We start from the raw sequence: 26,411 nt of genomic DNA, 5'->3' as shown, positions 1-26,411 counted from the left end.
CTCTTCGTGTCACCGACGCGCCGCCGCGTGCCGTCGCGAGGACTCAGGCCGGCCGCTGCAGCACCGTCAGGCTCCGGTCTACCAGCGTCAGCCGGCCCCCGGCCTCGATCTTCGTACCGGTGCCGGGCGCCACCCCCTCCGGCACGGCCGTGTCGACGACGACCTGCCACTGGCGCCCGTGGCCGGCCGGCACCACGAACTCCAGGGGCTTCGGCGAGGCGTTGAACAGCAGCAGGAACGAGTCGTCGGTGATCCGCTCACCGCGCGGGCCGGGCTCGGAGATCGCGTTGCCGTTGAGGAACACCGTCAGCGCGCCGGCCTGCGCCGACGTCCAGTCCTGCTGGGTCATCTCATCACCCTGGGGGGTGAACCACGCGATGTCGGACAACTCGTCGTGCGTGCCCTGCACCGGCCGTCCGTGGAAGAAGCGGCGGCGGCGGAAGACCGGGTGGTCGCGGCGCAGCCACACCATGGCGCGGGTGAACTCCAGCAGATCGCTGCCGCCCTCGGGCCACTCCAGCCAGGACAGCTCGTTGTCCTGGCAGTAGACGTTGTTGTTGCCGTGCTGCGTCCGGGCGAACTCGTCGCCGTGGCTGAGCATCGGCACGCCCTGGGAGAGCATCAGCGTGGCGATGAAGTTCCGCATCTGCCGCGCCCGCAGCTCCAGCACCGCCGGGTCGTCGGTCTCGCCCTCGACCCCGCAGTTCCAGGAGCGGTTGTGGCCCTCCCCGTCGCGGTTGTCCTCGCCGTTGGCCTCGTTGTGCTTGCCGTTGTAGGAGACGAGGTCGTGCAGCGTGAAGCCGTCGTGGCAGGTCACGAAGTTGATGGAGGCGAGCGGGCGGCGTCCGTCGTCCTGGTAGAGGTCCGAGGAGCCAGTCAGCCGGGAGGCGAACTCCGCGAGGGTGCGCGGCTCGCCGCGCCACAGGTCCCGCACGGTGTCGCGGTACTTGCCGTTCCACTCGGTCCACAACGGCGGGAAGTTGCCCACCTGGTAGCCGCCCTCGCCCACGTCCCACGGTTCGGCGATCAGCTTCACCTGGGAGACCACCGGGTCCTGCTGCACCAGGTCGAAGAACGACGACAGCCGGTCCACCTCGTGGAACTGCCGTGCCAGCGTCGCCGCCAGGTCGAAGCGGAAGCCGTCCACGTGCATGTCGGTGACCCAGTAGCGCAGCGAGTCCATGATGAGCTGCAGCACGTGCGGGGAGCGCATCAGCAGCGAGTTGCCGGTCCCCGTGGTGTCCATGTAGTAGCGCGGGTCGTCCGCCAGCCGGTAGTACGAGGCGTTGTCGAGCCCCCTGAAGGAGAGCGTCGGTCCCAGGTGGTTGCCCTCGGCGGTGTGGTTGTAGACGACGTCCAGGATGACCTCGATGCCCGCCTCGTGCAGCGCCCGGACGGCCGACTTGAACTCCAGGACCTGCTGGCCGCGGTCGCCCCAGGAGGCGTAGGCGTTGTGCGGGGCGAAGAAGCCGATGGTGTTGTAGCCCCAGTAGTTGCCCAGCCCCATGTCCGCCAGACGGTGGTCGTGCACGAACTGGTGCACCGGCATCAGTTCCAGCGCCGTCACACCGAGTTCGGTCAAGTGTTCGATGATTGCCGGATGGGCGAGCCCCGCATAGGTGCCGCGCAGCTCCTCGGGCAGCGCCGGGTGGCGCATGGTCAGGCCCTTCACATGGGCCTCGTAGATCACCGTGCGGTGGTACTCGGTACGCGGCCGGCGGTCGTCGCCCCAGTCGAAGTACGGATTGATCACGACGGACGACATGGTGTACGGCGCCGAGTCCAGGTCGTTGCGCCGGTCGGGCGCCCCGAAGGGGTACCCGTACACCTCCTCGCCCCACCGCACCGAGCCGCTGACGGCGCGCGCGTACGGGTCGAGCAGCAGCTTCGCCGAGTTGCAGCGCAGGCCGCGCTCGGGGGCGTAGGCGCCGTGCACCCGGAAGCCGTACCGCTGCCCCGGCATCACCCCCGGCAGATACGCATGCCGAACGAAGGCGTCGGTCTCCCGCAGCTCCACCGCCGTCTCCGAGCCGTCGTCGTGCATGAGACACAGCTCGATCCGGTCGGCGGCCTCCGAGAAGACCGCGAAATTGGTCCCGGCGCCGTCGTACGTCGCGCCGAGCGGATACGCCTCTCCAGGCCAGACCTGCATGGATATGACTCTCCCAGGTGCGTCGCCCTTCTGGGGGGCCCTGAGGCCGAGTCTCCCCGAAAATGACGGCTCCCCCCGCTGGGCGAGAGGGATTCCTGGCTCAGGCAGCCGCCTGGAGCAGCGCTCCCCGGCGGCTCGGCTTTCGATGGGGACAACGAACGAGCGGGTCAACGGGCAGCCCCTCACCCACCCGGTGGTACGGGCGGCATCGGCTTCCACCCACATCGCACGCGACGAGGACCAGCAGCCCGTGCCCGTCGGCCGGCAGGGCCTCTCCATCGCTCCATGCGACGTCACGGCTATGAATCCGCTCACGCCGCTCGCCCCGCCGACTGGAACGGTCGTGGGGAAGGCGGTAGTTGGGGGACGACCCTGTGCATCCGGCTGCACCGCCCCGGGCTCCCGGAGTACCCTTCCTTGATCGTTGGCTGGGGCCTTGCCCCTGGGCAGGCTCGGGGGAGCGGAAGGCGGTGCGCGGGTGGGCTCGGGAGGGCTGGAGCTGCCCCCTGGTGACGAGGGTCGCGAGGGGAGCTCCGCGGATGTCCCGCCCGGGGCGGTGTCCCTGGCACGACCGATGGACCTGGGGTCCATCGGACCTGAGCTGGAGTGGAACGCCGACGCGTGGCGCGAGGTGCGCACCCGCGCCCAGCGGGCGGGGCGGGCCTACATCTGGCTGAACCTGGTGGAACAGCGGCTGCGCGCGGTCGTGGCCGCCGTTCTCCGTCCCATCTACGAACCCGTCCACGGCGACGACTGGGTGGTCGCCGCGGCCGGGCCCGCCGGGCAGGAGTGGGTGCAGCGCGCGGTCGCCGTCCGCGAGGTCAGCCGGCGCAAGGGGTATCTGCTGGACCCCGCGGACGACAACGTGCTGAGCTTTCTGACCCTGCCGCAGCTGCGCGAGCTGATGGTGCAGCACTGGCCGTGTTTCGAACCGTACGTCGACGAGCGCCGCGACATCGAACTCGCCCTGGACGAGTTGGAGGTGACCCGGAACGTCGTCTCCCGCAACCGGGCCCTGTCCCAGGCCGTCCTCGCCCAGGCCGAGCGCGCCTCGGCCAGGCTCCTGGACGTGCTGGGCGCGGGCGGCGACACGCCCTCGGCGCGCCGGCTGCCCGTCGACGCGGTCGAGGACCTCGTCGGCGACCGGTACGCGGACGTGGTCGCCGTCCACCCTGACCGGGTGCGGCTGCTGCGGCAGTTCCCCGCCGAGGACATCTTCGGCGGCGCCCGCCGCCTCGACGCCATCGGCATCGGCCTCAACCTGCTCGTGCAGAACTTCTCCGGACGCCGGCTGGTGCGCCTGGCCGAGTCGGGCTGCCGGGTGCGGCTGCTGTTCCTCAATCCCGCCTCCAGCGCGGTCAAGCGGCGCGAGCGGGAACTCGGCATCAAGAAGGGCGAGCTGAGCCGGGCCGTCGAGATGAACATCCTGCACATGCGCCGGGTGCGCTCGAAGCTGCGCGACCCGGGCGCCTTCGAGATCCAGGTCTTCGACGAGACGCCCCGCTTCACCGCCTACCTGGTCGACGGGGACGGCTCCGACGGCATCGCGGTCGTGCAGACGTATCTGCGGCGCACTCGCGGCATGGAGGCGCCGGTGTTCGTGCTGCGCAACGGCGGCAAGGTCGTGAGATCGGGGAACCTGGACGAGAGCGGGCTTTTCCCCACCTACCGTGAGGAGTTCGAAGTGGCCTGGGCGGATTCGCGTCCCGTGTCCTGACCTGTTCCACGGAGCAAGCGGAACGTGGTCCTCGGATTGTCAGTGGCGCATGCGAAGGTGGAGGCCACTGGGGGAACGCACCACCGAGAAGGGGGGCCGCCATGGCCTGGCACCGGGAGCTGCTGATCGGCTTCGACCTGGAGACGACCGGGACGGATCCGTATGAGGCACGCATCGTCACGGGGGCGGTGATCGAGGTCAAGGACGGCGAGCCGCTCGGCCGTCGCGACTGGCTGGCCGACCCGGGCGTGGAGATCCCGGCGGACGCGGTGGCGGTGCACGGGATCAGCAATGAGCGCGCGGCAGCCGAGGGCGGACCCGCCGACCGGGTGGCGGACGCGATCGCCGGGGTCCTGGTGGCGTACTGGAGGACGGGCGTCCCGGTCGTCGCCTACAACGCGGCCTTCGATCTGACCCTGCTCAGCGCCGAGTTGCACCGTTACGGACTGCCGTCCCTGCGTGAGCGGCTGGGCGGCCTGGATCCCGCCCCGGTCATCGACCCGTACACCATCGACCGCTGGGCCGACCGCTACCGCCGCGGCAAGCGCAATCTGGAGGCGGTCTGCGCGGAGTACGGGATCGCGCTGGACGCGGCGCACGACGCCGGGGCGGACGCGCTGGCCGCGGCCCGGCTCGCCCGCGCGATAGCCGATCGCCACCCCAAGGTCGCCGCCCTCGGCCCGGCGGAGCTGCACCGCCGTCAGATCGAGTGGTACGCGGCCTGGGCCGCTGACTTCCAGGACTTCCTGCGCCGCAAGGGCAACGCGCAGGCGGTGGTGGACGGCACCTGGCCGCTGCGGGAGGCCGCGGGCGACAGGGTCTGACCCGGGCGACAGGGTCTGACCCGGGCGCCCCTCACATCGGGGCCGGGCCCGCGATGCGTTCCACCCGCGGGTGGGCGAGCCTGGCGTAGTCGGCGCCGGAGATGACCAGCGACCGGTCCAGGCGGGCCGCGTCGAAGTAGAGCCGCGGCTGTGCCACGACGTCCGGATCGGCCACGACATCGAGCGCGGGATCGAAGCTGAACGGCAGAACGGTGCTGGGGACGGCGCGGGCCAGCCGCTCGGCGGTCGCGGCGTCGCTGAAGCCGACGTAGCGGGCCGAGAACAGCGCCCGCACGGCGTCGAGGTCCACCCGCCGGTCCCCCGGGGACGACCGCGAGGACGTGACGTGTGGTGCGTCGGTGGCCTCGGTCACTTTGCTGCGCGAACCGCTCGATGTGGCGATGCCCGCCGGTCATCCGCTCGCCGCGAAGCGGCGCCTGACGCCGCGGGACGTGGCCGACGAGCGGTGGATCACCGTGCACGAGGGCTTCCCGGTCATGGCGACCGTCGAGGCCATCGCCGCCGCGGCGGGGCGGCGGCTGCACATCGCCCACCGCATCAACGAGTTCGCGGTGGTCGCCGAGGCCGTCGCCGCCGGCGGCGGCATCGCGCTGATGCCGCGCTGGACCATGCGCCCGCACCCCGCGCTCGTCCTCAGGCCGCTCAGCGGCGTGCGGGCCAGGCGGCACATCGACGCCCTGTGCCGCCCCGAGCGTACGGCGCGCACGGCGCTCCGCACGGTGCTGACCGAACTGCGCCGCGCCGCGCGGACGATCCGGGAGCGGGACTCGGGGGAAGACACCGGCCGGGAACGGTGACGGGACCCGCGGCGCCGGACGGGCGTCCGGACAGCCGGCTCAGAAGGGATGCCAGCGGACCGTCTCGTCCCCGTCCCGCAGCGACGCCACCCGCCGCTCGAACTCGGCCAGCGCCTCGGGGTTGCCGGGCGCGTGCTGGGCGGCCCAGGCGCAGCCGGCGGTCTCGCGCGCCCCGCGGAGCACGGAGCAGCCCTCCCACTCGCGCACGTCCCAGCCGTAGGCCCGGGTGAAGGAGTGGTACGCCTCGGCCGGCAGCCCGTAGCGGTCGTGGGCGAGGACCATGACCACCAGGTCGTGCTCGCGCAGGTCGGCGGAGAAGGTCTCCAGGTCGACCAGGACGGGGCCGTCCGGGCCGATGTGCACATTGCGGGGCAGCGCGTCGCCGTGGATCGGTCCCGGCGGCAGACGCGGCGTCAGCGCGGACGCCGCGGCGGCGAACCCGTCACGGCGCTCACGCAGATACGCCGCGTCCTCCGGCCGGATGGCGTCGCCCGCGAGCCGCAGCCAGCGCTCCACGCCGCCCAGCAGGTCCCGGGCCGGCAGGGGGACGGAGGGGGAGGGCAGGGCGTGCACGATCCGCAGCAGGCCGGCCAGGTCCCGCGGCTGCGCGGGACGCAGGGGACCGGCCACCCGGTGCCACACCGTCACCGGGTGGCCGTCCACCAGCAGCGGCTCGGGGCCGGCGGCCCGCACCGCGGGGACACCCGCCCCGGCGAGCCACAGGGCGATCTCCAGCTCCCGGCGCGCACGGCCGAGGAGTTCGGCGTCGCGCCCCACCTTGACCACCAGATCGCCGGCGGCGAAGACCGCGTTCTCGCCCAGGGCGAGGAGCCGCGCGTCCCGCGCCGGGGCGGGCAGCACGCCCGCCGCGGCCAGCACGTCGCGCGCCCGTGCCTCGTCCATGGTCCGCCTCCGTGTGCTCGACGCGCTCCCGGCCTGTGCCGCTCAGTGTCGCATTCGCGCAGGTCGCGATGTGTGGACGGGGTGGGGTGGGGGAGCGGACCAGGATGCGGCAGGGCCGCATGGCGACCCAGACACATTGGACGGGACGTATCGTCTCACCTGTGGTCGCGGCCGTGACCACCCCACGGGCGGGCGGCAGCCAGGAGGGCGGCACCCGACGGGCGGCGGACCTCATCGAGGCGGAACTCCCGCGACGGGGCGCCTCCCGCAAGCCCTGACACGCGAGGTGGCCGGGGCGCATGCCCCGGCCACCGGTCATCCGCGCCGTCACCGGCGGCAGGTCAGACGCGGACCTCCTCGTCCTCCTCCACCGCCGGCGGCGGGGGCGCCACCGGAGCCGACTCGTCGTGCGTGAGGTCGGGCAGCCGGTTCAGCCACTTCGGCAGGTACCAGTTGCGCTCGCCGAGCAGGGCCATCACCGCCGGGAGCAGCACACCCCGGATGACGGTCGCGTCGATGAGCACCGCGGCGGCGAGGCCGACGCCCATCTGCTTCATGGACTGCATGGACAGCGTGCCGAAGATCGCGAAGACGGCGACCATGATGGCCGCGGCGCTGGTGACGACGCCCGCCGTGGTCACCACGCCGTGCCTGATCGCCTCCTTCGTCGTACGGCCCCGCAGGCGCGCCTCGCGGATCCGGGAGACCACGAACACGTGGTAGTCCATCGAGAGCCCGAAGAGGATGACGAAGAGGAACAGCGGCAGCCAGGTGACGACGGCACCCACCCCCTCGGCGCCCACCAGCGACGCGCCCCAGCCGTGCTGGAAGACGGCGACCAGGATGCCGTAAGCCGCGCCGACCGACAGCAGGTTCAGTGCGATCGAGGTGATCGCGACCGTGAGGGAGCGGAACGACAGCAGCATCAGCAGGAAGGCGAAGACCACGACGAACGCGAAGACCGGCACCACCGAGCCGATGAGCTGGTCGCTGAAGTCGTGCGAGCCGGCGACCTGACCGGTGATCGGCGCCTGCACACCGTCGACCGTGCCGAGGGTCTCCGGCCGTACCGTGTCGCGCAGCAGTTCGAGGCTCTTGTTCGCCTTGTCCAGGTCGGAGCCGCCGACGAGGGGTACGGAGATCAGGGCCACGTTCTGGGCGTCGTGCACCTTGATGTCGACCGGGCCGCGCGAGGCGCCGGAGCTGATCGCCCGCGCCTGGAACGCGGACAGCGCGGCCTTCACGTCGGCGGCGTTGATGTCCTTCGCCTTCACGACGACCTGGGCCGGCTCGGAGCCGCCGGGGAAGGCGTCGTTGACACGGTTGTACGTGGCCACGACGGGCAGCCTGTCGCCGAACTCCTGGTCCAGGGTGAGGTTCTGGGTCTTCATGCCGAGCGCGGGCGACGCGATCGCCAGCAGGGCACCGGCCGCGACCACCAGGGAGACCGCGGGCCTGGCGAGGACGACCTTGAGGACGGCGCTCCACGTCCGGCTGCCTTCGTCGGCCGAGCGGCCACGCCGGGCCAGCCGCTCGCGTCGGCTGTCCGGGTGCAGGAACGGGATGCGCCCCTTCTCGACCCGCTCGCCCAGCAGCGACAGCAGCGCGGGCAGCACGGTCACCGAGCCGACCATGGCGACCGCGACGACCATCAGCGAGGCCAGACCCATCGACTCGAAGGTGGTGATCCCGGTGAACAGCAGGCCCGCCATCGCGATGCAGACGGTCACACCGGAGACGATGACGGCGCGGCCACTGGTCGCGGCGGCGATGCGCAGCGCGGTGCCCGGGTCGCGGCCGGCCGCGCGCTCCTCGCGCTCGCGCCGCAGGTAGAACAGGCAGTAGTCGACGCCGACGGCCAGACCCACGAGCAGCATCACGGAGTCGGCGGTCTTGCTCATCGGCTGCAGATGGCTGACGAGGCCCATCAGGCCCATCGTCGCCGTGATCGCGGTGAGGGCGAGCGCGACCGGCAGCAGCGCCGCGACCAGCGCGCCGAACGCGATCAGCAGGATGCCGAGCGCCACCGGCACCGCGGAGTACTCGGCCTGATTGAAGTCGTCACCGTACGCGTCGGAGAACGTCTTCTGTATGCTGGCCGCGCCGATCTCCTCGATCCGCAGCCCCGCGTGCTCCTTCTGCACCCCGGCGACGGCCTTCAGCACCGGCCCGACCCGCTTGCCCGCGGTGTCCGCGTCGCCGCGTATGTCGAACTGCACGAGCGCGCTGCGGCGGTCCTTCGAGATGGTCCCCGCGTCGTAAGGGGAGGTCACGTTCGCCACCCGGCCGGTGCCGTCGACGGCCCGCACCACCTCGGTGACGGCGGCCCGGAACTGCGGGTCCGCGGTCGTGGTCCGGCCGTCCTCGGCCTGGATCAGGACGGTTTCACCCGCCGGCTGCTCGATGCCCGCGTCCTTGATGATCGTGGCGGCGGTGTGCGTCTCGCCCTTGAGCTGGTCGCTCTCCTTGACGTCGACGCGGCCGACCGCCGAGCCGGCGGCCACGGCCAGGACGACGAACAGCAGCCAGATGCCGATGGCAGCCCATCGGTGCCGGGCGCTCCAGCCGCCGGCCCGGGCGGCGACGCCTCGCACCCTCGTATCTCCGTTCCCCATGACGGGCTTGCCCTCTCCTGCACGGGTGGCGACCCCCTGCCGCCACCGCCCGCATAGAAGGTATGCGCTACATAAGCGCGACTCGTCGTGCTGCCCGGTGAACCGCCCGCGACCCGGGTCATCCCCTCGGACCGCGCCGCCTCAGCATCTGGGAGGACAGTGGTCCCTTACACCTACCCGGGTTCTCCCGCTCTGGGGTCAGGGTTGGGGCGCATCCCGGACTGCGCGAGGCTCGCGGTGTGGGCTACATCATCATCGGGGCGGGGGCGGGCGGGGGCGCGGTACCTCAACGGCGAGATCGTTCTCCTGGGCCGGCTGCACGGCGTGCCGGCCCCGCTCAACGAACTCCTGCGACGGCTGGCGAACGCGTTCGCCAGGGAGCGCCGCGCGGCCGGCTCGCTCCCGGTGGCGGAGCCGGTGCGGCTGGCGGACGAGGCGGTGGAGGCGGCCGGGGGAGCGCGGGAGAAGTGGACCACTGAAGCGGTCGCCGACTGGACCGGGGGCCTGCGCCAATCGACGACTAGCGTGACGGGCATGCAGAACACCCCGCCCACCCGCGTCGACTTCTTCTTCGACCCCGCCTGCCCGTTCGCCTGGATCACCTCCCGCTGGCTGCTGGAGGTCGAGCGCGAGCGCCCGCTCGACCTCCGTTTCCACGCGATGAGCCTGTATCTGCACAACATCGGCAACGAACTCCCGGACTGGTACCGGGAACTGGTCGACAAGTCGATCGGGCCGGTGCGGGTCGCCGTGGCCGCCGCCGGGCGGCACGGCGAGAAGGTGCTGCGCGACCTGTACACCGCCTTCGGCACCAGGATCCACGAAGGCAAGGAGGAGGACTTCGACGCTGTGGTCGCCGAGTCGCTCGCCGAACTCGGTCTCCCCGCCGGTCTGGCCGCCGCCGCGCACGACCCCGCGTACGACGACGCCGTACGCCGCAGCCATGACGCCGGCGCCGAGCCCGACTCGGGCGGCTATGTGGGCACCCCCACGATCCACGTCGACGGAACGGTGTGGTTCGGACCGGTCCTGCGCGCCGTCCCACGAGGCGCACGGGCGGCCGAACTCTTCGACAGCTTCCGGGTGCTGGCGGGGCACCCCGACTTCTTCGAGCTGAAGCGGACCCGTACCGGCGGGCTGTCCTTCGACTGAGCCCGGTCCGGATGCGTCACCCCCCGTGCGCGCGGATGTCGTGCGCCGGCTTCCTCAGGCACCCATCGCGGCCGGCACCGGCGTGCGCGCCTCGTCGTACCGCTCCAGCAGCAGGCGCGCCACCTCCGGCGCCGGGCCGAGCACCTCGGCCAGGACGTCCGCCTCGGCGGCACCCCGCACGATACGGTCCGGCAGGAACCCCGGCGCCAGCACGTACGGCGCCACGGCCACCCGCGCGCAGCCCAGCGCCCGCAGGTCGCGTACGGCGTCCTGCGTGCGCGGAAGGGATGCGGAGGCGAACGCAGGCCGCACGGCGCACCAACCGGTGTGCCGCCACTCCCGCGCGATTTCTGCGATCACTGCGATCGCCTCCGGGTCGGTGGACCCCGCCGAGGCCAGCACGACCCCGGTCGAGGACTTGTCGGCGCGGCCCAGGCCCGCCTCGTACAGCCGCCGTTCGAGGGCGCGCAGCAGCAGCGGCGAGGGGCCCAGCACATCCGCCTGCCGGATCCTCAGCCGGGCCGGGGCGCCCCGCAGGGCCGCCGGGATGTCCGCCTTCGCGTGGAACGCGCGGGTGAGCAGCAGGGGCAGGACCACGACGTCGCGCACTCCCTGAGCCGCCAGGGAGGCGAGCATCCCGTGCACGGACGGGACGTCGAAGTCCAGGAAGGCGGTCTCCACGCGCAGCCACGGCCGCAGCGACCGTACCCGTCGTACCAGGGCGTGGACGGTGCGGGCGTGCCGCGGGTCGCGGCTGCCGTGGGCGACGACCACAAGGACCGGACGGTGCATCGGAGGGATCACCCTTTCACGAGGAGGCCGCGGCTGCGCAGCACCCACCGCTCAAGCGGGCTGAAGATCAGCAGGTCGATGGCGATGCCGACGAGCAGGATGAGCAGGATGGCCTCGAACACCATGGCCATGTCGCTGGCGTTGCGGCCGTTCTCCAGCAACTGGCCGAGGCCCACCCCCAGATCGGGAGAGGAGGCGATGATCTCCGCCGCCATCAGCGAGCGCCACGAGAACGCCCAGCCCTGCTTCAGTCCCGCGACATAGCCGGGCAGCGCGGCCGGCAGCACGATGTGCCAGGTCCCCCGCAGGCCGGTCGCGCCCAGGGTGCGGCCCGCCCGCAGGAACAGCGGCGGCACCTGGTCGACGCCGGACACCAGGCCGTTGGCGATGGAGGGGACGGCGCCGAGCAGGATCACCGCGTACATCATCGAGTTGTCCAGGCCGAGCCAGACGACGGCCGGCGGCACCCATGCCACCGACGGCAGTGACTGCAGGCCGGACAGGATCGGGCCGATGGCCGCGCGCACGAACCTCACCCGCGCCACCAGCAGACCCAGCGGGGTGCCGATGGCCAGGGCGAACAGGAAGCCCAGCAGACCGCGGGAGACGCTGGTCCAGAGGTAGCCCAGCAGCGTGCCTCGCAGCCACGACTGGTGGACCACGTCCCACACGGCGGACGGCGAGGGCAGCCTGCTCGGGTCGGTGACGATCCGCAGCGAGATCAGCCCCTGCCACACCGCCAGCACCAGCACGACGGCGACGGCGGGCGGCAGTATCTTCCGGGTGAACGTCTGCCGCAGCGGCGGACGGCCGGCGGCCGTCGTCTCCAGGGCGTCGAGGCCGGCCTCCACACCGGCCAGCTCCGAGGTGCTCCGGTCGGCGGCGGTGCCCGCCGAGGTGGTCTCACTGCTGGCCATGACGCCGGATCTCCCCACGCAGTACTTCGGTGATCTCCCTGGACAGGTCCGACACGGGGGCGTCCTCGATGCGGCGCGGCTGCGGGATGTCCACGGCCCACTCGCGGGCCATCCGCCCCGGCCGCGACGAGAGCAGCACCACGCGCTGGGCGAGCCGCACCGCCTCCCGGACGTTGTGCGTGACGAACAGGACCGAGAGTCCCGTCTCACTCCAGATGCGGGCCAGCTCCTCGTGCAGCACGTCCCGGGTGATGGCGTCGAGCGCCGCGAACGGCTCGTCCATCAGAAGCAGCCGGCTGTCCTGGGCGAGCGCCCGGGCCAGCGCGACGCGCTGGCGCATCCCGCCGGACAGCTCGTGCACCCGCTTGCCGTGCGCGCCCTTGAGCCGGACGAGTTCGAGCAGTTCCTCGGCCCGGCCGCGCCGCTCGCCCTTGGGAACACCCCGCAGGCGCAGGGCCAGTTCGATGTTCTTGCCCGCGGTCAGCCATGGGAAGAGGGCGTGCTCCTGGAACATCAGCGCCGGGCGCCCGTGCGTGGTGATGCTGCCCGAGGTCGGGGCGTCGAGCCCGGCGACCAGATTGAGCAGCGTCGACTTGCCGCAGCCCGAGGCGCCCAGGAGGGTGACGAACTCGCCGGGCGCGACATCCAGCGTGATGTCGTCGAGGACTAGCTGCCGCCCCGCGGGCCCCGCGAAGGACTTCGAGACGTGCGCGATGCGGGCGGCCTGCTCCACCGCCTCGGCGGCCTTGGCGTATGTCGTGGCCATGGTCGTCATCTCCTGGGAACTCGGGGAACGCTTGGAGTCGGGGACTCAACGGACGCCGAGGCCGGCGTCGTCGACGGTGCCGGCGCCCGCTTCCGCGAGGACCTTGTTGAGGAGCGTGAGGTCGTAGATGCCGCGCAGGTCCGGCTTCCGCAGCAGACCCGCCTCGGCCGCGTGGTCCGCCTCGGTGCCGAGGGTGGCGGCCAGCGGGTCGTCGGTGGGGCTGATCGACGCCCAGGCCGGGTCCAGCACGTTCGCCGGCAGCGCCTTGCCGGAGTCGGCCTTCACCTGCTCGTTCGCCGACGCCTTCGCCGCGTCCGGATGGGCCGTGATCCACTTGTTGGTCTCGACCGAGGCCCGCAGCACCGCCTCGACGGCCTTCGGGTGCTCCTTCAGGAACCTCTGTGAGACGACGACGTTCGTGATCACGAATTTCCCGCCGGGCCACAGCGACGCCTCGTCCAGCAGGACCCTGCCGCCCTGGGCGACCAGCCTGGACGCGGTGGGCTCCGGCACCCAGGCACCGTCGACGGAGCCGGCCCTGAAGGCGTCCGGGGTCACCTTGTTGTCGCTGCGCACGACGGTGACGTCGCCCGTGCCGCTCTGCGCGTCGACCTTCCAGCCCTGGCGGGCGATCCAGTGGAGGAACGCCACGTCCTGCGTGTTGCCGAGCTGAGGGGTGGCGATCCTCTTGCCCTTGACGTCCTTCAGGGACCTGATCTTCTCCGGGTCGACCACGAGCTTCACACCGCCGGACGCCGAACCTCCGACGATGCGCAGGTTCTTGCCGTTGGACCTGGTGTAGCCGTTGATCGCCGGGGACGGGCCGATCCAGCCGATGTCGATGGAGCCCGAGTTCAGTGCCTCGATCTCGGAGGGGCCGGCGTTGAAGGTCGCGTACTCGGCCCTCGTCGCGCCCAGCGCCTTCTGGAAGATGCCCCGCTCGCGGCCGACGAGGGCGGTGGCGTGCGTGAGGTTGCCGAAGTAGCCGATCCTGACGGAGTCGAGGCCGTCGGTCTTTCCGGCCCCGGCGGCGATCGCCTGGTCGGCCGCGCCGTCCTCGGCCTGGGAGCCGTAGCCGCAGGCGGCCAGGGCGAGGAGGGGGAGCGCGGCGAGCGCCGCTGTGCCGCGGCGAAGGAGCGAAGGGCGGGTGGCAGGCACGGGAGGGGTTCCTCTCGTCGGTCCGGCGGTCACGGTCCGTCAGGTCGTGGCCGGGAAGTCGGCAGGTCTTCGTCGTCTCCTGCGCGGCAGGGGGCGGAGCGACGGCAGGGCGTGCGGGCGGTGCACGGACGTCATCGCGCACATCGCGCCACTCCGCCCTGCCCGCTGCCGAGGGCTCCGCTGCCGACGCGGCCCCCCTCCTTCGCGAACGTCGCGTAGACGTCCTTCGTGAACGTCGCATGGACGTCGGTGGAGTTCATGTCAGAAATCCCACCCCTCGCCCTCGGCCCGGTCCTTGACCGGCTCGGGGGCGGCGAAGGACTCGCCGACCATGCCGGCCGTCAGCGTGGTGCCGTCCGCCGGATCGATCAGGATGAAAGAGCCGGTGCGCCGAGAGTCGGCGTACGAGTCCACCGGCAGCGGCTCAGCGGTACGGATCTTCACCCGGCCGATGTCGTTGGCGGCCAGCAGTCCCGGGTGCGGGTGCGGGGACAGGTCGTCGAGCGTGAGACGGGACGGGATGTCCTTGACGATCGCCTTGACGGTGCGGGTGCCGTGCTTGAGCAGCACGCGGTGGCCGACCGTCAACGGCTGGTCGGCGACGTGGCACACGGTCGCCTCGATGTCTTGCGTGGTCGGGGGCGCGTCCTCGGCCGGGACGATCAGGTCGCCGCGCGAGATGTCGAGGTCGTCCTCCAGCAGCAGGGTCACCGACTGCGGGGTCCAGGCCGCGTCGACCGGCCGGCCCAGCAGGTCGATGCCCGAGACCCTGGTCGTGCGCCCCGACGGCAGGACGGTGACCCGGTCGCCGACGCGGAACGTGCCGGCCGCGATCTGGCCCGCGTACCCCCGGTAGTCCGGGTGCTCGGCGGTCCCCGGACGGATCACGTACTGCACGGGCAGCCGCGCGTGGCAGCGCGCCAGATCGTGGCTGACCGGGACCGTCTCCAGGTGCTCCAGGACGGTCGGCCCGCCGTACCAGTCCGTGTTCGCGGACGGTTCCACGACGTTGTCGCCGGTCAGCGCCGAGATCGGGATCGCGGTGACGTCGGGGACGCCCAGTTCGGTCGCGTACGCCGTGAACTCCTCGGCGATCGCCGCGAAGACGGACTCCCGGTGGCCGACCAGGTCCATCTTGTTGACGGCGAGGACGACGTGCGGGACGCGCAGCAGGGCGGCGATCGCGGCGTGGCGGCGGGTCTGCTCGACGACGCCGTTGCGGGCGTCGACCAGGATCACCGTCAGCTCGGCCGTGGAGGCACCGGTGACCATGTTGCGGGTGTACTGCACATGACCCGGGGTGTCGGCGAGGACGAACCGCCGGCGCGGGGTGGCGAAGTAGCGGTAGGCCACGTCGATCGTGATGCCCTGCTCGCGTTCGGCGCGCAGGCCGTCGGTGAGCAGCGCGAGGTCCGGGCCGTCCTGTCCGCGGCTCGCCGAGGCGCGCTCCACGGCCTCCAGCTGGTCGGCGAGGACCGACTTGGAGTCGTGCAGCAGACGGCCGACCAGCGTGGACTTGCCGTCGTCGACCGAGCCGGCGGTGGCGAACCGCAGGAGCGTGGTGGCGGAGAGTTCCGTGGTCGTGGTCATGCTCAGAAGTACCCCTCGCGCTTGCGGTCCTCCATGGCGGCCTCGGAGAGCCGGTCGTCGGCGCGCGTCGCGCCGCGCTCGGTGAGCCGGGACGCGGCGATCTCGGCGATGACCTCCTCCAGCGTCACCGCGCCGGAGTCGACGGCGCCGGTGCAGGACATGTCGCCCACGGTCCGGTACCGCACCAGACGCTTCTCGACCCGCTCGCCGTCCTTCGGGCCGCCCCACCCGCCGGCCGTCAGCCACATGCCCCCGCGCCGGAAGACCTCGCGCTCGTGCGCGAAGTAGATCTCCGGCAGGCCGATGTCCTCGCGGGCGATGTACTGCCACACGTCCAGTTCGGTCCAGTTGGACAGCGGGAAGACGCGGACGTGCTCCCCGGGCGCGTGGCGGCCGTTGTACAGGTTCCACAGCTCCGGGCGCTGGCGGCGGGGATCCCACTGGGAGAACTCGTCGCGCAGCGAGAAGACCCTCTCCTTGGCGCGCGCCTTCTCCTCGTCGCGGCGCCCGCCGCCGAAGACGGCGTCGAAGCGCTCGGACTGGATCTTCTCCGTCAGCGGAAGCGTCTGCAGGGGGTTGCGGGTCCCGTCGGGCCGCTCCTTGAGGACGCCCCGGTCGATGTAGTCCTGCACGGACGCCACGTGCAGCCGCAGCCGGTGCCTCTCGACCGTGCGGTTGCGGTACTGCAGCACCTCGGGGAAGTTGTGCCCGGTGTCCACGTGCAGCAGCGAGAAGGGCACCGGCGCGGGCGTGAACGCCTTCAGCGCCAGGTGGAGCATGACGATGGAGTCCTTGCCGCCGGAGAACAGGATCACCGGCCGCTCGAACTCGCCCGCCACCTCGCGGAAGATGTGCACGGCCTCGGACTCCAGCGCGTCCAGGTGGCTCAGGGCGTACGGGCTTCCCGTTCCCTCCGCGACCTCGGCGACGGTCGTCATGCCAGTCCCCTTTCGCTCAGCAGCGCGTACACGGCCGCCGCCGACTCCTGCACGGTCTGGTGCTGCGACTCGATGCGCAGATCGGGCGCGACGGGCTCCTCGTACGGGTCGTCGACGCCCGTCAGCCCGGTCAGCTCGCCCGCCGCCTGCCTGGCGTACAGCCCCTTCACATCGCGCACGGAGCAGACCTCGACCGGGGTCGCCACGTGCACCTCCAGGTATGGCGCACCGCTGTTCCGGTGGCGCTTGCGCACCGCCTCGCGGCTGTCCGCGTAGGGCGCGATCACCGGGACGAGCGCCTTGACGCCGTTGCGGGCGAGCAGGTCGGCGAGGAAGCCGATGCGCTGCACATTGGTGTGCCGGTCGGCGCGGCTGAAGCCCAGGCCCGCCGAGATGAACTCGCGGATCTCGTCGCCGTCGAGCACCTCGACGAGGTGGCCCTTCTCGCGCAGCCGCCCGGCCAGTTCGTACGCGATGGTGGTCTTGCCGGCGCTCGGCAGACCCGTGAGCCAGACGGTGGCTCCGGTCGTCACGTGTGACTCCTGATTCGTTGGGATCCCGGTCATGGTCAGCCGTGCAGCCCGCATTCGGTCTTGGCGCGGCCCGCCCAGCGGCCGGCGCGCGCGTCCTCACCGGCCAGGACCCGGCGGGTGCACGGGGCGCAGCCGACGGAGGCGTAACCGTCCATGAGCAGCGGGTTGGTGAGCACACCGTGTTCGGCGATGTACGCGTCCACGTCGTCCTGGGTCCAGCGGGCGATCGGCGAGATCTTGACCTTGCGGCGCTTCTCGTCCCAGCCGACGACCGGGGTGTTCGCCCGGGTGGGGGCCTCGTCGCGGCGCAGCCCGGTGGCCCAGGCGTCGTAGTCCTTCAGCCCCTCCTCCAGGGGCAGGACCTTGCGCAGCCTGCAGCACAGGTCGGGGTCGCGGTCGTGCAGCCGGGGACCGTACCCGGCGTCCTGCTCTGCCACGGTCTGACGCGGGGTCAGGGTGATGACGTTGACGTCCATCACGGCCTCGACCGCGTCGCGGGTCCCGATGGTCTCCGGGAAGTGGTAGCCGGTGTCGAGGAACACCACGTCGACGCCGGGCATGGCCTGCGAGGCCAGATGGGCCACCACCGCGTCCTCCATGGAGGAGGTCACGCAGAAGCGGCTGCCGAAGGCATCGGCCGCCCACCGGAGGATCTCCGGCGCAAAGGCGTCCTCCAGGTCCCGGCCCGCCTGCTCGGCGAGCGCCTTCAACTCCTGAGCAGGACGTCGTTCCTGAGCCGTCGTCATAGCGGGTCTCCTCCGTTGTCGGCTGGTCGCAGCCCGCGCGCGAGCAGTCCGAGGAACGCCAGCCGGAAGGCCCGGTTGCAGGCCGCGCACTCCCAGGCGCCGTGTCCCTGCTCCTCGCTCGGGCGCAGATCCTCCTCGCCGCAGTAGGGGCAGTAGAAGGGGGCGGCCCGCTCACTCACGACAGTGCCTCCTCGTCGGCGCGCGCGACCCAGGCCGCGAACCGCTCGCCCTCCTCGCGCTCCGCCTGGAACCGCCTCAGGACGCGCTCGATGTAGTCCGGAAGTTCCTCCGACGTGACCTTGAGGCCGCGGACCTTGCGGCCCAACCCGGCCTGAAGACCGAGCGCGCCGCCCAGGTGCACCTGGAATCCCTCGACCTGCTCGCCCTTGTCGTCGAGGACCAGCTGGCCCTTGAGACCGATGTCCGCGACCTGGATACGGGCGCAGGCGTTCGGGCAGCCGTTGAGGTTGATGGTGATCGGCTCGTCGAAGTCCGGGAGGCGGCGCTCCAGTTCGTCGATCAGCCGGGAGCCCCGCGCCTTGGTCTCGACGATGGCGAGCTTGCAGTACTCGATGCCGGTGCAGGCCATGGTGCCGCGCCGGAAGGGCGAGGGGCGGACCGTGAGGTCCAGCGATTCCAGGCCCTCGACGAGGGAGTTGACCTGGGTCTCCGGGACGTCGAGGATGATCATCTTCTGCTCGACGGTGGTGCGCACCCGGCCCGAGCCATGCGCCTCGGCGAGGTCTGCGATCTTGGTGAGCGTCGTACCGTCGACGCGGCCGACGCGCGGGGCGAAGCCGACGTAGTACCGCCCGTCGCGCTGACGGTGGACGCCGACGTGGTCGCGCCACTGCTGGACGGGCTGCTCGGGAGCGGGACCGTCGACCAGCGCGCGGCCCAGGTACTCCTCCTCCAGCACCCGGCGGAACTTCTCGGCGCCCCAGTCGGCCACGAGGAACTTCAGGCGGGCCCGGTTGCGCAGCCGGCGGTAGCCGTGGTCGCGGAAGATCGACAGGACGCCCTCGTAGACGTCCGGGACCTCCTCCAGCGGCACCCAGGCGCCCAGCCGCACGCCCAGTCGGGGATTGGTGGACAGGCCGCCGCCGACCCACAGGTCGAAGCCCGGCCCGTGTTCGGGGTGCCGGACGCCGACGAACGCGACGTCGTTGATCTCGTGCACCACGTCCAGCAGGGGCGAGCCGGAGACGGCCGTCTTGAACTTCCGGGGGAGGTTGGAGTACGCCTTGTTGCCCAGGACGCGGCGCTTCATCTCCTCCAGGGCGGGGGTGGCGTCGACGATCTCGTCCTCGGCGATGCCGGCGACGGGAGAGCCGATCATCACGCGGGGGGTGTCGCCGCAGGCGGTGACCGTGGACAGGCCCACGGCCTCCAGGCGGTTCCAGATCTCGGGGACGTCCTCGATCCGGATCCAGTGGTACTGGACGTTCTGCCGGTCGGTGATGTCGGCGGTGCCGCGCGCGAACTCCTGCGAGACCTCGCCGATGACGCGCAGTTGACGGGTGGTGAGCCGGCCGCCGTCGATGCGGACGCGCATCATGAAGTACCGGTCGTCCAGCTCCTCCGCTTCCAGGACCGCGGTCTTGCCGCCGTCGATACCGGGCTTGCGCTGGGTGTACAGGCCCCACCAGCGCATCCGTCCGCGCAGGTCGTTGGGGTCGATGGAGTCGAAGCCCCGCTGGGAGTAGATCGTCTCAATGCGTGTCCGCACATTGAGACCGTCGTCGTCCTTCTTGAACTGCTCGTTGCCGTTGAGCGGGGTGAAGTGACCCGCGGCCCACTGACCCTCGCCACGGTGACGGCTCACCTTGCGGCGGGGCACGGCGGATTTCTGCGGGGAGGCGGCCATGGTGGATACGTCCTTCGGGACAGGCAGGGAAAAACGGCACCGACCTGCGCAAACGGGGGTACGGGCAGGCGTGCGCACCCCTGCGCAAGGGTCGGGAAAGTCGAGAAAAGTGGAGAAACCGGCGCGGGCGGGAGGCTCTCAGCGGACCGGACAGATGGCGCTGGACATGCGGCCGAGATCGACGTGCCGTCGACTCACCAAGGCGATTCCAGTTCCGGGCATGAGGGAAGCCTGTCACGGCGATCTGGACACAGTCCAGTTTTGCCCATCATGCGGACACCCTTGTCCCGGAATGCGGGACAAGGGTGTCGTCGGTCACATGGTACGGCCGTGTTCGCGTCCTCGCAGGTCAGACGGCCTGCGCCCCAGGCCACGGGCCCGGGGTGGGAACCTCCGGTTCCTCCTCGACCCGGGTGTCGAACAGCCGGAAACCACGGCGCTGGTAGTTGGCCATCGCGTGCTCGCCGTCCTTGCTGCACGTGTGCAGCCACACCCGCTTCGTCTGCGCCAGCCCAGGCCACCGGTCCGCGAGGTCCCATGCCCGCGCGGCCCCGTACGACAGCAGGTGCCCGCCGATCCGCCGTCCCCGGAAGGCCGCCAGGAGCCCGAAGTAGACGATCTCCACGACCCCGTCGCCCTGCGGCTCCAGCTCCACATACCCCGCGGGCGTGCCCCGGTCGTGGGCCACCCAGGTCTCCACGCCCGGCCGGTCCAGGTACTCCCGCCACTGCGCGTAGGTCCAGCCCAGCCGGTCGACCCAGCGGATGTCCCCGCCGACCGAGGCGTACAGGAAGCGGCTGAACTCCGGCGACGGCACCCCGGCGCGGACGATGCGGACGTCGCCCTCGGGAGCCGCCGCGGGCAGCAGATCGGCCGGGGATGTCTGCTCCAGGGACCACGTGGTCACGGTGATGCTGCTCATGCGCTCAGGGAATCACGGGGGCACGCGCTACGACAAAGGTGTTCCGGCCCGCGGTCCCGGGGCCGGCGCCCTACCTCATGGCCTCCTCCACGGAACCGAGCGGCACCGCGTACAGCACCCGCCCGTCGGCCGGTCCGTCCCCCCGGCCCTCGTCGCCCGGTACGCCCTCCGTCAGCGTCCACAGCTCGCCCGTCTCCTGCCAGTACGACAGGGACGCCGTGTGCCGGCCCCAGCATGTGTGGCTCTCGTCGGACCCGCAACGCGCCGCCTTCGCCTTGGACGTGGTCTGCCGCCAGAGCGTGCCGCGCCGACCGTCGGACGTCGGCGCGCGGTCGACGTACCAGTCGGCCCGCTCCGCCCCGGCGCGCCGGTGGGAGAGCACGCCCCGCACCCCGGTCGCCTCCGTCTCGTACGCCTCGGCCGCCCGGACGCCGCCGCGCGCGTCCGTGGCGAGCAGACCGCCGCGGCCCGGCACGGTGCTGTACGCGTAGCGCCATACGCGCGCCGCCCGGTGGCTGCCGCCGGCCGGGAACCATTCGCTCGCGACCAGGCTGTCCGGGACCGAGGTGCGGTCGAGGGAGAGGGCGGAGAAGCAGGGCGCCGCGCGGTCGTCCGCCGTCGAACAGGGGCCGTCGGTGAGGCGGTAGGAGCCGACCGCCGGCAGTACGTACTGGTAGCCGTGCGCGGCGAAGCCGCCCTTCACCCGGCCGATCGCGGGACCGTCGACGTTCGCCCTGAAGATGCGGTGCAGGTCGAAGACCAGCAGGGAGCCGCGGGCGGCGGCGATGAGCTTGTCCTGGTACCAGACCATGCCGGACAGACGGGTGCGGACGGCGGTGTAGTCCTTGCCGTCGGCGCGTGGGACGACCGGCAGGACCCAGCGGTAGGCGAGGCGGGCGGGGTCGTTCGCGTCGATGAAGGCGATCCTGGCGAGGCCACGGTCGGCGGCCGGGCCGCCCGGGCGGTCGTCGTGCGCCCATCCGGACAGGATGACCCGGTCGGGACCCCAGTGGCCGTCGTCGTCGGCGTCGCCGGAGGTGGTCAGGGACCGGGGCAGCCACTGTGTGGTCGTCGCGTCGCGGCGGTCCCAGCAGTAGGCGCGCGTGGCGGCCGGCTCGACGGGCAGCGCGTCCGTCTCGGCCGCGTCGCACCCGGAGCGCTCGCGCATGGTGCGGTCGGCGGAGGCGAGGACGCCGTGCACGCCGACGTTGCCCCCCATGGCGCGGGAGAGCGTGTCCAGGGTGCCGCGGGCGGTGAGGTCCTCGTGAAGGCGGAACCGGGCGGTCTCGGCCCGGGCGGTGACGCGGGTCAGTCCTCCGGGGTCGTCCCCGCCCGCGGCCTGCGAGGCGCTGATCAGTGTGGCGGCGGCGGTGAGCGCCAGCGCGGTCCCGGCCAGCGTGGCCCGCAGCGCTTGGCCCCTGCGCCTGCGACGGTGCCTGCCACGGTGCTTCATACTTCCTCCCGGGGTAGGCCAACTGCTCCTCGTGATCCGGATGTTGACGGGGGAACGGGTGGGGTGGCCTATGAGAGGGATGCTACGGCAGACGTCCGTGGGACCGGTCGAAGACCCGGGAAAAGCAGGGTTATCCCCACCGTGAGGGTCATATGCCGCGGGAGTGTGCGGCGGGCGGTTGCGCGGTGGGGCGGGGCACACCGGTCAGGGTGTCGCGCGCCCTCACCACGCCCGGCGCCACGGAGTGCGGCAGCAGGTCCCGCGGGTCGTCGGGGGTCAGCACCTCCACCTCCGCCGACTCGCGGAAACGATACGGCCGGTGCTCCAGAACGGCCCCGAGATAGCGCCGTACGCGGGACACCTCCGCGCGGACCGTGACCGTGCGGGCCGGGTCGCCGAACATGTCGGCGGCCAGGGCGGCGGCGGTGCGGTCGGTGCGGCCGGTGCGGCCGAGCGCGAGCAGATAGAGCAGTTCGGCGTGCCGGGGGCTGAGTTCCCGGGTCCAGGAGCCCGTGTTGCCCGACACCGTCACCGACCAGCGGTGCGGATGCCCCACATCGAGGACGATCCGGGTCGCGGGCGTCACCACGAGCGCGTCCGCGGTGCGCACCAGCCAGCCGCCCGGCAGCGGCTCCACCTCGCAGGGGCCCAGCGACGGCAGCAGGCACCGGCCGGGCGAGAGGGACGCGGGCAGAGCCACCCGGCTGGTGTACGGCATCCCGGTCACCGCCGCCGTCCAGCCGTCCTTGTCCACCGCCAGCGCCCGGCCGCCGAGCTTGGCGAGCAGCGGCGCCGCCACCGCGCGCAGCCGCTCCACGGTGCCGAGGTGCATCTCCCGAAGCCGGGCCTCCGCGAGCTTGGCCACCGAGTCCACCCAGGCGAGCGTCGCCGGGTGCATCGTCTCCAGCGGGCCGCTCACGTCCACCACCCCCAGCAGCCGGCCGTTGCGCGGGTCCGTGACCGGGGCGCCCGCGCACGTCCACGACGCGTGCGAGCGGACGAAGTGCTCGGACGCGAAGACCTGCACCGGACGCCGGGTCGCCACGGAGGTGCCGACGCCGTTCGTGCCGACGACCTCCTCGCCCCAGTGCGCCCCGGGCTCCAGGCCCAGCCGGTCCGCCTGGCGCAGCACCCGGGGGCTGCCCTCGCGCCACAGCACCCGGCTGTCCGCGTCGGCGACGACCATGATGTGCTCGGTGACGTCCGCGACCGACAGCAGACTCTCCCGTAGGACGGGCAGCACGGGACGCATCGGGGAGTCGCGGCGGCGCTGCTCCACCTCGTCGCGGCCGAGCGGGGCGGCCCGGACGTCGTGGTCGGGGTCGACGCCGCTGCGCAGCATGCGCCCCCAGGACGCCCCGATCACCGGGCGCGGCGGTACCGGGGTGCGCTGTCCGGCGAGCGTGGCCCTGCGCACTTCGCTGAGCACGCGCGCCGCCTGCGCGGCGTCCAGGGTGGCGAGCCGTGTGACGTCGTCCGCCGAGTGCGCCACTGGGCCTCCCCGATGTCCTGTCCGTCTCCGCCCCCTCCGGCCGGGCGGGAACGCCCGGTCCGGAACGACGGTGCTGTCATCTTGCCGCCTGTCCGGGACGGAGGGACGCACTCCGCCCGCAGCGGGCGCGTTGCAACCCCCTGCAACCCTGGCGAACGGCCGTGTGGTCGTTGAAGACTTGGGCGACGCCGCTGCGGCGTCGCCCGCGCTCCTTCAAGGGGGGCGGCAGCGCGGGGGTGGTGCCGTGTCGGCGCAGCACCACCCCTGCGAGGTGCTCCTTCCGGGACGCCTTCGGCGTACGGGACGGACCGTCAGACGACCGGCCTCGCCCGCTCCACCACCGCGGCCAGGTCCAGGCTGTGCGGCAGGGTGCCGAAGGCCGCGCCCCAGTCGCCGCCGAGACGGGAGGCACAGAAGGCGTCGGCGACCTCCGGCGGCGCGTACCGGACGAGCAGCGCGCCCTGGAGCACCAGCGCCATCCGCTCCACCAGGCGGCGTGCCCGCGCCTCGATGCCCTCCAGATCGGACAGCTCGGTCAGCAGGCCCTTGACCGCGGCGTCCAGACGGTGGTCGGCGCCGTGCGCCCGGCCGACCTCCCGGAGGTAGGCGTCGAGGGCGTGCGGTTCGCGCTGGAGCGCCCGCAGCACGTCCAGTGCCTGCACATTGCCCGCGCCCTCCCAGACGGAGTTGAGCGGCGACTCGCGCAGCAGCCGGGGCATGCCGGACTCCTCCACATAGCCGTTGCCGCCGAGGCACTCGGATGCCTCCGCCACCACCGGGGTGCAGCGCTTGGTCACCCAGTACTTGGCGGCCGGCACCGCGAGCCGCAGGAACGCCCGTTCCTGCTCGCTCCCGTCGTCGTACGCCGCCGCGAGCCGCAGGCCGAGCGTCGTGGCCGCCTCCGACTCCAGGGCCAGGTCGGCGAGCACGTTGCGCATCAGCGGCTTGTCGATGAGCCTGCCGCCGAACGCCTCCCGGTGGGCGCAGTGGTGGAGCGCCTGCGAAACCGCCTGCCGCATCAGCGCCGTCGAGCCGAGGACGCAGTCGAGTCGGGTGGCCGCGACCATCTCGATGATGGTGCGCACCCCGCGGCCCTCGTCGCCCACCCGGCGCGCCCAGGTCCCGGCGAACTCCACCTCGCCGGAGGCGTTGGACCGGTTGCCGAGCTTGTCCTTGAGCCGCTGGATCATGAACGTGTTCCGTGCGCCGTCCTCCAGCACACGGGGCACGAGGAAGCAGGTGAGCCCGCCCGGTGCCTGGGCCAGCACCAGGAACGCGTCCGACATGGGTGCCGAGCAGAACCACTTGTGGCCCGTCAGCTCGTACGTGCCGTCCTCGGCGAGCGGCCGGGCCGCGGTGGTGTTGGCGCGGACGTCGCTGCCGCCCTGCTTCTCCGTCATGCCCATGCCGAAGATCACGCCGGGCTTCTCCGCGGCCGGGCGCAGATCCGGGTCGTAGACCGTGGAGGTCAGCCGCGGCTCCCACTCGGCGGCGAGTGCGGGGTCCGTGCGCAGGGCGGGCACCGCGGAATGGGTCATCGACAGCGGGCAGCCGTGGCCCGCCTCGGCCTGGGACCAGATCACGAACGAGGCCGCGCGGCGCACATGCCCGCCCGGGCGTGACCAGGCCGCAGTCAGCCCCGCTGTGACGCCCTTGCCGAGCAGCCGGTGCCATGCCGGATGGAACTCGACCTCGTCGACGCGATTGCCGTAGCGGTCGTGGGTCCGCAGTTTCGGCGGATTCTCGTTCGCCTGGGCCCCCCACTCCTGTACCTGCGCGGAACCGGCGCTGAGCCCGAGCCCCGACAGCTCGGAGCGGGCCTCGTCGAGGAGCGCCGGGTCCAGATGCCGCTCGACGGCCTCCGCCAGGGCCCGGTCGGCGGTGAAGACGTCGTAACCGACCAGGGGCGGAGCCTGGTTGGTCACGGTATGCGTGCTGGCTGCCATGGAAGCGAACCTACTCCTCGGTACGCCCCGGGTCACCCGTCTTGGCGCGGCGCATGCCCCACCTCGGGCAGGTCGTCCCACCGGGGGGTGAGTGCGGGCCCCGGCGGCGGATACCGTTATGGTGTGCAGCCAGCAGAAAGTGAACCCTCCCAGCGGCCTTCGGGCCGTCTCCACCGGGCGCGTGCCCTCTACCGGAACGTCTCCAAGCGCAGGACCGCGTGGCTGCTGCTGAAGGACACCGTCAACTCCTGCATGGAGTACCGCATCCTCGGTCTCGCGGCCGAGGCGGCGTTCTTCACGCTGCTGTCCGTGCCGCCGCTGCTGCTGAGCCTGATCGGGCTGCTCGGGTACGTCGACGACTGGACCGGCGCCGACACCATCCAGAGCCTGGAGAACAACCTCCTGGAGGCGTCCCGCACGGTCCTGTCCGACAAGGGCGTCACGGAGATCGCCCAGCCGATCCTGCACGACGTGATGAAGGGCGGCCGGCCCGACATCATCTCCATCGGCTTCCTGTTCGCCCTGTGGTCGGGGTCGCGGGCGGTGAACGTCTTCATCGACACCATCACCGTGATGTACGGGCTCGACGGCACCCGGGGCATCGTCAAGACGCGGCTGCTCGCGTTCGTGCTCTTCATCGTGGCGCTGCTGATCGGCTCGGTCGCGCTGCCGCTGATGGTGGCGGGGCCGGACGCGGTGGTGAACGTCGTGCCGTGGTCGACGACGGTGGTGCAGATCCTGTACTGGCCGGTGGTCATCATCCTGTCGGTGGTGTTCCTGACGACGCTGTACCACGTGTCGGTGCCGGTGCGCTCGCAGTGGGTGGAGGACGTGCCCGGCGCGCTGGTGGCGCTGGCGATGTGGGTACTGGGCAGCCTCCTGCTGCGTATCTACCTGACGCACACGGTGGAGGGCCCGACCATCTACGGTTCGCTGGCCGCGCCCGTGGCCGTGCTGCTGTGGATCGGCGTGTCCGCGTTCGCGGTCCTCGTCGGCGCGGCCGTCAACGCGGCGATCGACCGCGTGTGGCCGGCCGCGGCGACGGCGGCGGCCCGGGAGGCGAACGAGCGGCTGCGGCAGGAGCAGGCGGCGGAGTACGTGGCCCGCGCG

At 72.2% G+C, this 26,411-nt stretch carries 24 protein-coding genes and 1 pseudogene; 5 read left to right on the top strand and 20 right to left on the bottom strand.

Features of this window, described 5'->3' with window-relative positions; genetic code table 11:
- Window positions 1-43 precede the first annotated feature (43 nt).
- A complete protein-coding gene (gene glgX / locus ACFSL4_RS11560) occupies window positions 44-2,152 on the bottom strand; it encodes a glycogen debranching protein GlgX (RefSeq protein WP_381081317.1) in 2,109 nt (702 codons plus the stop codon).
- A gap of 478 nt (window positions 2,153-2,630) precedes the next feature.
- On the opposite strand from glgX, the gene ACFSL4_RS11550 reads away from it, so the two are divergent.
- On the top strand, window positions 2,631-3,869 hold the full coding sequence (locus ACFSL4_RS11550; RefSeq protein ID WP_381081338.1) for an SAV2148 family HEPN domain-containing protein: 1,239 nt from the start codon (window positions 2,631-2,633) through the stop codon (window positions 3,867-3,869).
- 101 nt (window positions 3,870-3,970) lie between these two features.
- A complete protein-coding gene (locus ACFSL4_RS11545) occupies window positions 3,971-4,693 on the top strand; it encodes a 3'-5' exonuclease (protein ID WP_381081316.1) in 723 nt (240 codons plus the stop codon).
- Window positions 4,694-4,724: 31 nt separating this feature from the next.
- Here ACFSL4_RS11545 and ACFSL4_RS11540 read toward each other — a convergent pair whose 3' ends face one another.
- On the bottom strand, window positions 4,725-5,003 hold the full coding sequence (locus ACFSL4_RS11540; protein ID WP_381081314.1) for a YbaK/EbsC family protein: 279 nt from the start codon (window positions 5,001-5,003) through the stop codon (window positions 4,725-4,727).
- A gap of 46 nt (window positions 5,004-5,049) precedes the next feature.
- Between ACFSL4_RS11540 and ACFSL4_RS11535 the strand changes: the two are divergent.
- Window positions 5,050-5,511: pseudogene (locus tag ACFSL4_RS11535) on the top strand (substrate-binding domain-containing protein); the annotation flags it as partial.
- 39 nt (window positions 5,512-5,550) lie between these two features.
- Here the strand turns inward: ACFSL4_RS11535 and ACFSL4_RS11530 are convergent.
- A complete protein-coding gene (locus tag ACFSL4_RS11530; RefSeq protein WP_381081312.1) occupies window positions 5,551-6,414 on the bottom strand; it encodes a phosphotransferase enzyme family protein in 864 nt (287 codons plus the stop codon).
- Between the two features lie 341 nt (window positions 6,415-6,755).
- Window positions 6,756-9,029, bottom strand: coding sequence for an MMPL family transporter (locus tag ACFSL4_RS11525; protein WP_381081310.1), 2,274 nt, complete (start codon window positions 9,027-9,029; stop codon window positions 6,756-6,758).
- A 534-nt stretch (window positions 9,030-9,563) separates the two neighbouring features.
- Here ACFSL4_RS11525 and ACFSL4_RS11520 point away from each other — a divergent pair.
- The gene (locus ACFSL4_RS11520; protein ID WP_381081336.1) at window positions 9,564-10,181 is read left to right on the top strand and encodes a mycothiol-dependent nitroreductase Rv2466c family protein; all 618 of its coding nucleotides are present in this window, start codon (window positions 9,564-9,566) and stop codon (window positions 10,179-10,181) included.
- 54 nt (window positions 10,182-10,235) lie between these two features.
- Here the strand turns inward: ACFSL4_RS11520 and ACFSL4_RS11515 are convergent, their stop codons facing one another.
- The 16 genes from ACFSL4_RS11515 to ACFSL4_RS11440 form a co-directional block, all read right to left on the bottom strand.
- Window positions 10,236-10,973: a sirohydrochlorin chelatase gene (locus ACFSL4_RS11515; protein WP_381081308.1), complete on the bottom strand. Its 738-nt coding sequence runs from the start codon at window positions 10,971-10,973 to the stop codon at window positions 10,236-10,238.
- 8 nt (window positions 10,974-10,981) lie between these two features.
- Window positions 10,982-11,890, bottom strand: coding sequence for an ABC transporter permease (locus ACFSL4_RS11510; protein WP_381081306.1), 909 nt, complete (start codon window positions 11,888-11,890; stop codon window positions 10,982-10,984).
- Window positions 11,877-12,656, bottom strand: a complete 780-nt coding sequence (locus ACFSL4_RS11505; RefSeq protein ID WP_381081304.1) for an ABC transporter ATP-binding protein — start codon at window positions 12,654-12,656, stop codon at window positions 11,877-11,879. The genes ACFSL4_RS11510 and ACFSL4_RS11505 overlap by 14 nt, the downstream gene beginning before the upstream one ends.
- A 45-nt stretch (window positions 12,657-12,701) precedes the next feature.
- Window positions 12,702-13,814, bottom strand: a complete 1,113-nt coding sequence (locus ACFSL4_RS11500) for an aliphatic sulfonate ABC transporter substrate-binding protein (RefSeq protein WP_381081302.1) — start codon at window positions 13,812-13,814, stop codon at window positions 12,702-12,704.
- Window positions 13,815-13,945: 131 nt separating this feature from the next.
- Window positions 13,946-14,074 (bottom strand): hypothetical protein, encoded by a 129-nt coding sequence (locus ACFSL4_RS11495; RefSeq protein ID WP_381081300.1) that lies wholly within the window; start codon window positions 14,072-14,074, stop codon window positions 13,946-13,948.
- A gap of 1 nt (window position 14,075) precedes the next feature.
- Window positions 14,076-15,404 carry a sulfate adenylyltransferase subunit 1 gene (locus ACFSL4_RS11490; protein WP_381081298.1) on the bottom strand — a complete coding sequence of 443 codons (1,329 nt, stop codon included), beginning with the start codon at window positions 15,402-15,404 and terminating at the stop codon, window positions 14,076-14,078.
- A gap of 2 nt (window positions 15,405-15,406) precedes the next feature.
- The gene (cysD, locus tag ACFSL4_RS11485; RefSeq protein WP_381081296.1) at window positions 15,407-16,342 is read right to left on the bottom strand and encodes a sulfate adenylyltransferase subunit CysD; all 936 of its coding nucleotides are present in this window, start codon (window positions 16,340-16,342) and stop codon (window positions 15,407-15,409) included.
- On the bottom strand, window positions 16,339-16,908 hold the full coding sequence (gene cysC / locus ACFSL4_RS11480; RefSeq protein ID WP_381081294.1) for an adenylyl-sulfate kinase: 570 nt from the start codon (window positions 16,906-16,908) through the stop codon (window positions 16,339-16,341). Before cysC ends, cysD begins: the two co-directional genes overlap by 4 nt.
- A 2-nt stretch (window positions 16,909-16,910) precedes the next feature.
- Window positions 16,911-17,621, bottom strand: coding sequence for a phosphoadenylyl-sulfate reductase (locus ACFSL4_RS11475; RefSeq protein ID WP_381081292.1), 711 nt, complete (start codon window positions 17,619-17,621; stop codon window positions 16,911-16,913).
- Window positions 17,618-17,800 carry a hypothetical protein gene (locus tag ACFSL4_RS11470; protein WP_381081290.1) on the bottom strand — a complete coding sequence of 61 codons (183 nt, stop codon included), beginning with the start codon at window positions 17,798-17,800 and terminating at the stop codon, window positions 17,618-17,620. The genes ACFSL4_RS11475 and ACFSL4_RS11470 overlap by 4 nt, the downstream gene beginning before the upstream one ends.
- On the bottom strand, window positions 17,797-19,488 hold the full coding sequence (locus ACFSL4_RS11465) for a nitrite/sulfite reductase (RefSeq protein ID WP_381081288.1): 1,692 nt from the start codon (window positions 19,486-19,488) through the stop codon (window positions 17,797-17,799). Before ACFSL4_RS11465 ends, ACFSL4_RS11470 begins: the two co-directional genes overlap by 4 nt.
- Before the next feature lie 138 nt (window positions 19,489-19,626).
- Window positions 19,627-19,710: a putative leader peptide gene (locus ACFSL4_RS11460; RefSeq protein ID WP_351391960.1), complete on the bottom strand. Its 84-nt coding sequence runs from the start codon at window positions 19,708-19,710 to the stop codon at window positions 19,627-19,629.
- A gap of 127 nt (window positions 19,711-19,837) precedes the next feature.
- The gene (locus tag ACFSL4_RS11455) at window positions 19,838-20,410 is read right to left on the bottom strand and encodes a GNAT family N-acetyltransferase (protein ID WP_381081286.1); all 573 of its coding nucleotides are present in this window, start codon (window positions 20,408-20,410) and stop codon (window positions 19,838-19,840) included.
- Between the two features lie 70 nt (window positions 20,411-20,480).
- Window positions 20,481-21,863 (bottom strand): hypothetical protein, encoded by a 1,383-nt coding sequence (locus tag ACFSL4_RS11450; RefSeq protein ID WP_381081284.1) that lies wholly within the window; start codon window positions 21,861-21,863, stop codon window positions 20,481-20,483.
- A gap of 148 nt (window positions 21,864-22,011) precedes the next feature.
- Window positions 22,012-23,355 carry a GAF domain-containing protein gene (locus tag ACFSL4_RS11445; protein WP_381081282.1) on the bottom strand — a complete coding sequence of 448 codons (1,344 nt, stop codon included), beginning with the start codon at window positions 23,353-23,355 and terminating at the stop codon, window positions 22,012-22,014.
- A gap of 311 nt (window positions 23,356-23,666) precedes the next feature.
- A complete protein-coding gene (locus tag ACFSL4_RS11440) occupies window positions 23,667-25,301 on the bottom strand; it encodes an acyl-CoA dehydrogenase family protein (RefSeq protein WP_381081280.1) in 1,635 nt (544 codons plus the stop codon).
- A gap of 123 nt (window positions 25,302-25,424) precedes the next feature.
- Here ACFSL4_RS11440 and ACFSL4_RS11435 point away from each other — a divergent pair.
- Window positions 25,425-26,411, top strand: a 987-nt coding sequence (locus ACFSL4_RS11435; protein WP_381081278.1) for a YihY/virulence factor BrkB family protein, incomplete at its 3' end; no start/stop codon positions are given.

Source organism: Streptomyces caeni (genome assembly GCF_042678285.1).
GTDB lineage: Bacteria > Actinomycetota > Actinomycetes > Streptomycetales > Streptomycetaceae > Streptomyces > Streptomyces caeni.
This window is presented reverse-complemented; position numbering and strand designations above follow the sequence as displayed.

Bases quoted from the DNA above. Each gene is read 5' to 3' on its own strand.
- ACFSL4_RS11460 (WP_351391960.1), bottom strand. From the start codon at position 19,710: ATGCCCGGAACTGGAATCGCCTTGGTGAGTCGACGGCACGTCGATCTC.
- ACFSL4_RS11545 (WP_381081316.1), top strand. From the start codon at position 3,971: ATGGCCTGGCACCGGGAGCTGCTGATCGGCTTCGACCTGGAGACGACC.
- ACFSL4_RS11510 (WP_381081306.1), bottom strand. From the start codon at position 11,890: ATGGCCAGCAGTGAGACCACCTCGGCGGGCACCGCCGCCGACCGGAGC.
- cysC (WP_381081294.1), bottom strand. From the start codon at position 16,908: ATGACCGGGATCCCAACGAATCAGGAGTCACACGTGACGACCGGAGCC.
- glgX (WP_381081317.1), bottom strand. From the start codon at position 2,152: ATGCAGGTCTGGCCTGGAGAGGCGTATCCGCTCGGCGCGACGTACGAC.
- ACFSL4_RS11495 (WP_381081300.1), bottom strand. From the start codon at position 14,074: ATGAACTCCACCGACGTCCATGCGACGTTCACGAAGGACGTCTACGCG.
- cysD (WP_381081296.1), bottom strand. From the start codon at position 16,342: ATGACGACCGTCGCCGAGGTCGCGGAGGGAACGGGAAGCCCGTACGCC.
- ACFSL4_RS11525 (WP_381081310.1), bottom strand. From the start codon at position 9,029: ATGGGGAACGGAGATACGAGGGTGCGAGGCGTCGCCGCCCGGGCCGGC.
- ACFSL4_RS11530 (WP_381081312.1), bottom strand. From the start codon at position 6,414: ATGGACGAGGCACGGGCGCGCGACGTGCTGGCCGCGGCGGGCGTGCTG.
- ACFSL4_RS11455 (WP_381081286.1), bottom strand. From the start codon at position 20,410: ATGAGCAGCATCACCGTGACCACGTGGTCCCTGGAGCAGACATCCCCG.
- ACFSL4_RS11520 (WP_381081336.1), top strand. From the start codon at position 9,564: ATGCAGAACACCCCGCCCACCCGCGTCGACTTCTTCTTCGACCCCGCC.
- ACFSL4_RS11515 (WP_381081308.1), bottom strand. From the start codon at position 10,973: ATGCACCGTCCGGTCCTTGTGGTCGTCGCCCACGGCAGCCGCGACCCG.
- ACFSL4_RS11450 (WP_381081284.1), bottom strand. From the start codon at position 21,863: ATGAAGCACCGTGGCAGGCACCGTCGCAGGCGCAGGGGCCAAGCGCTG.
- ACFSL4_RS11490 (WP_381081298.1), bottom strand. From the start codon at position 15,404: ATGACCACGACCACGGAACTCTCCGCCACCACGCTCCTGCGGTTCGCC.
- ACFSL4_RS11475 (WP_381081292.1), bottom strand. From the start codon at position 17,621: ATGACGACGGCTCAGGAACGACGTCCTGCTCAGGAGTTGAAGGCGCTC.
- ACFSL4_RS11465 (WP_381081288.1), bottom strand. From the start codon at position 19,488: ATGGCCGCCTCCCCGCAGAAATCCGCCGTGCCCCGCCGCAAGGTGAGC.
- ACFSL4_RS11440 (WP_381081280.1), bottom strand. From the start codon at position 25,301: ATGGCAGCCAGCACGCATACCGTGACCAACCAGGCTCCGCCCCTGGTC.
- ACFSL4_RS11505 (WP_381081304.1), bottom strand. From the start codon at position 12,656: ATGGCCACGACATACGCCAAGGCCGCCGAGGCGGTGGAGCAGGCCGCC.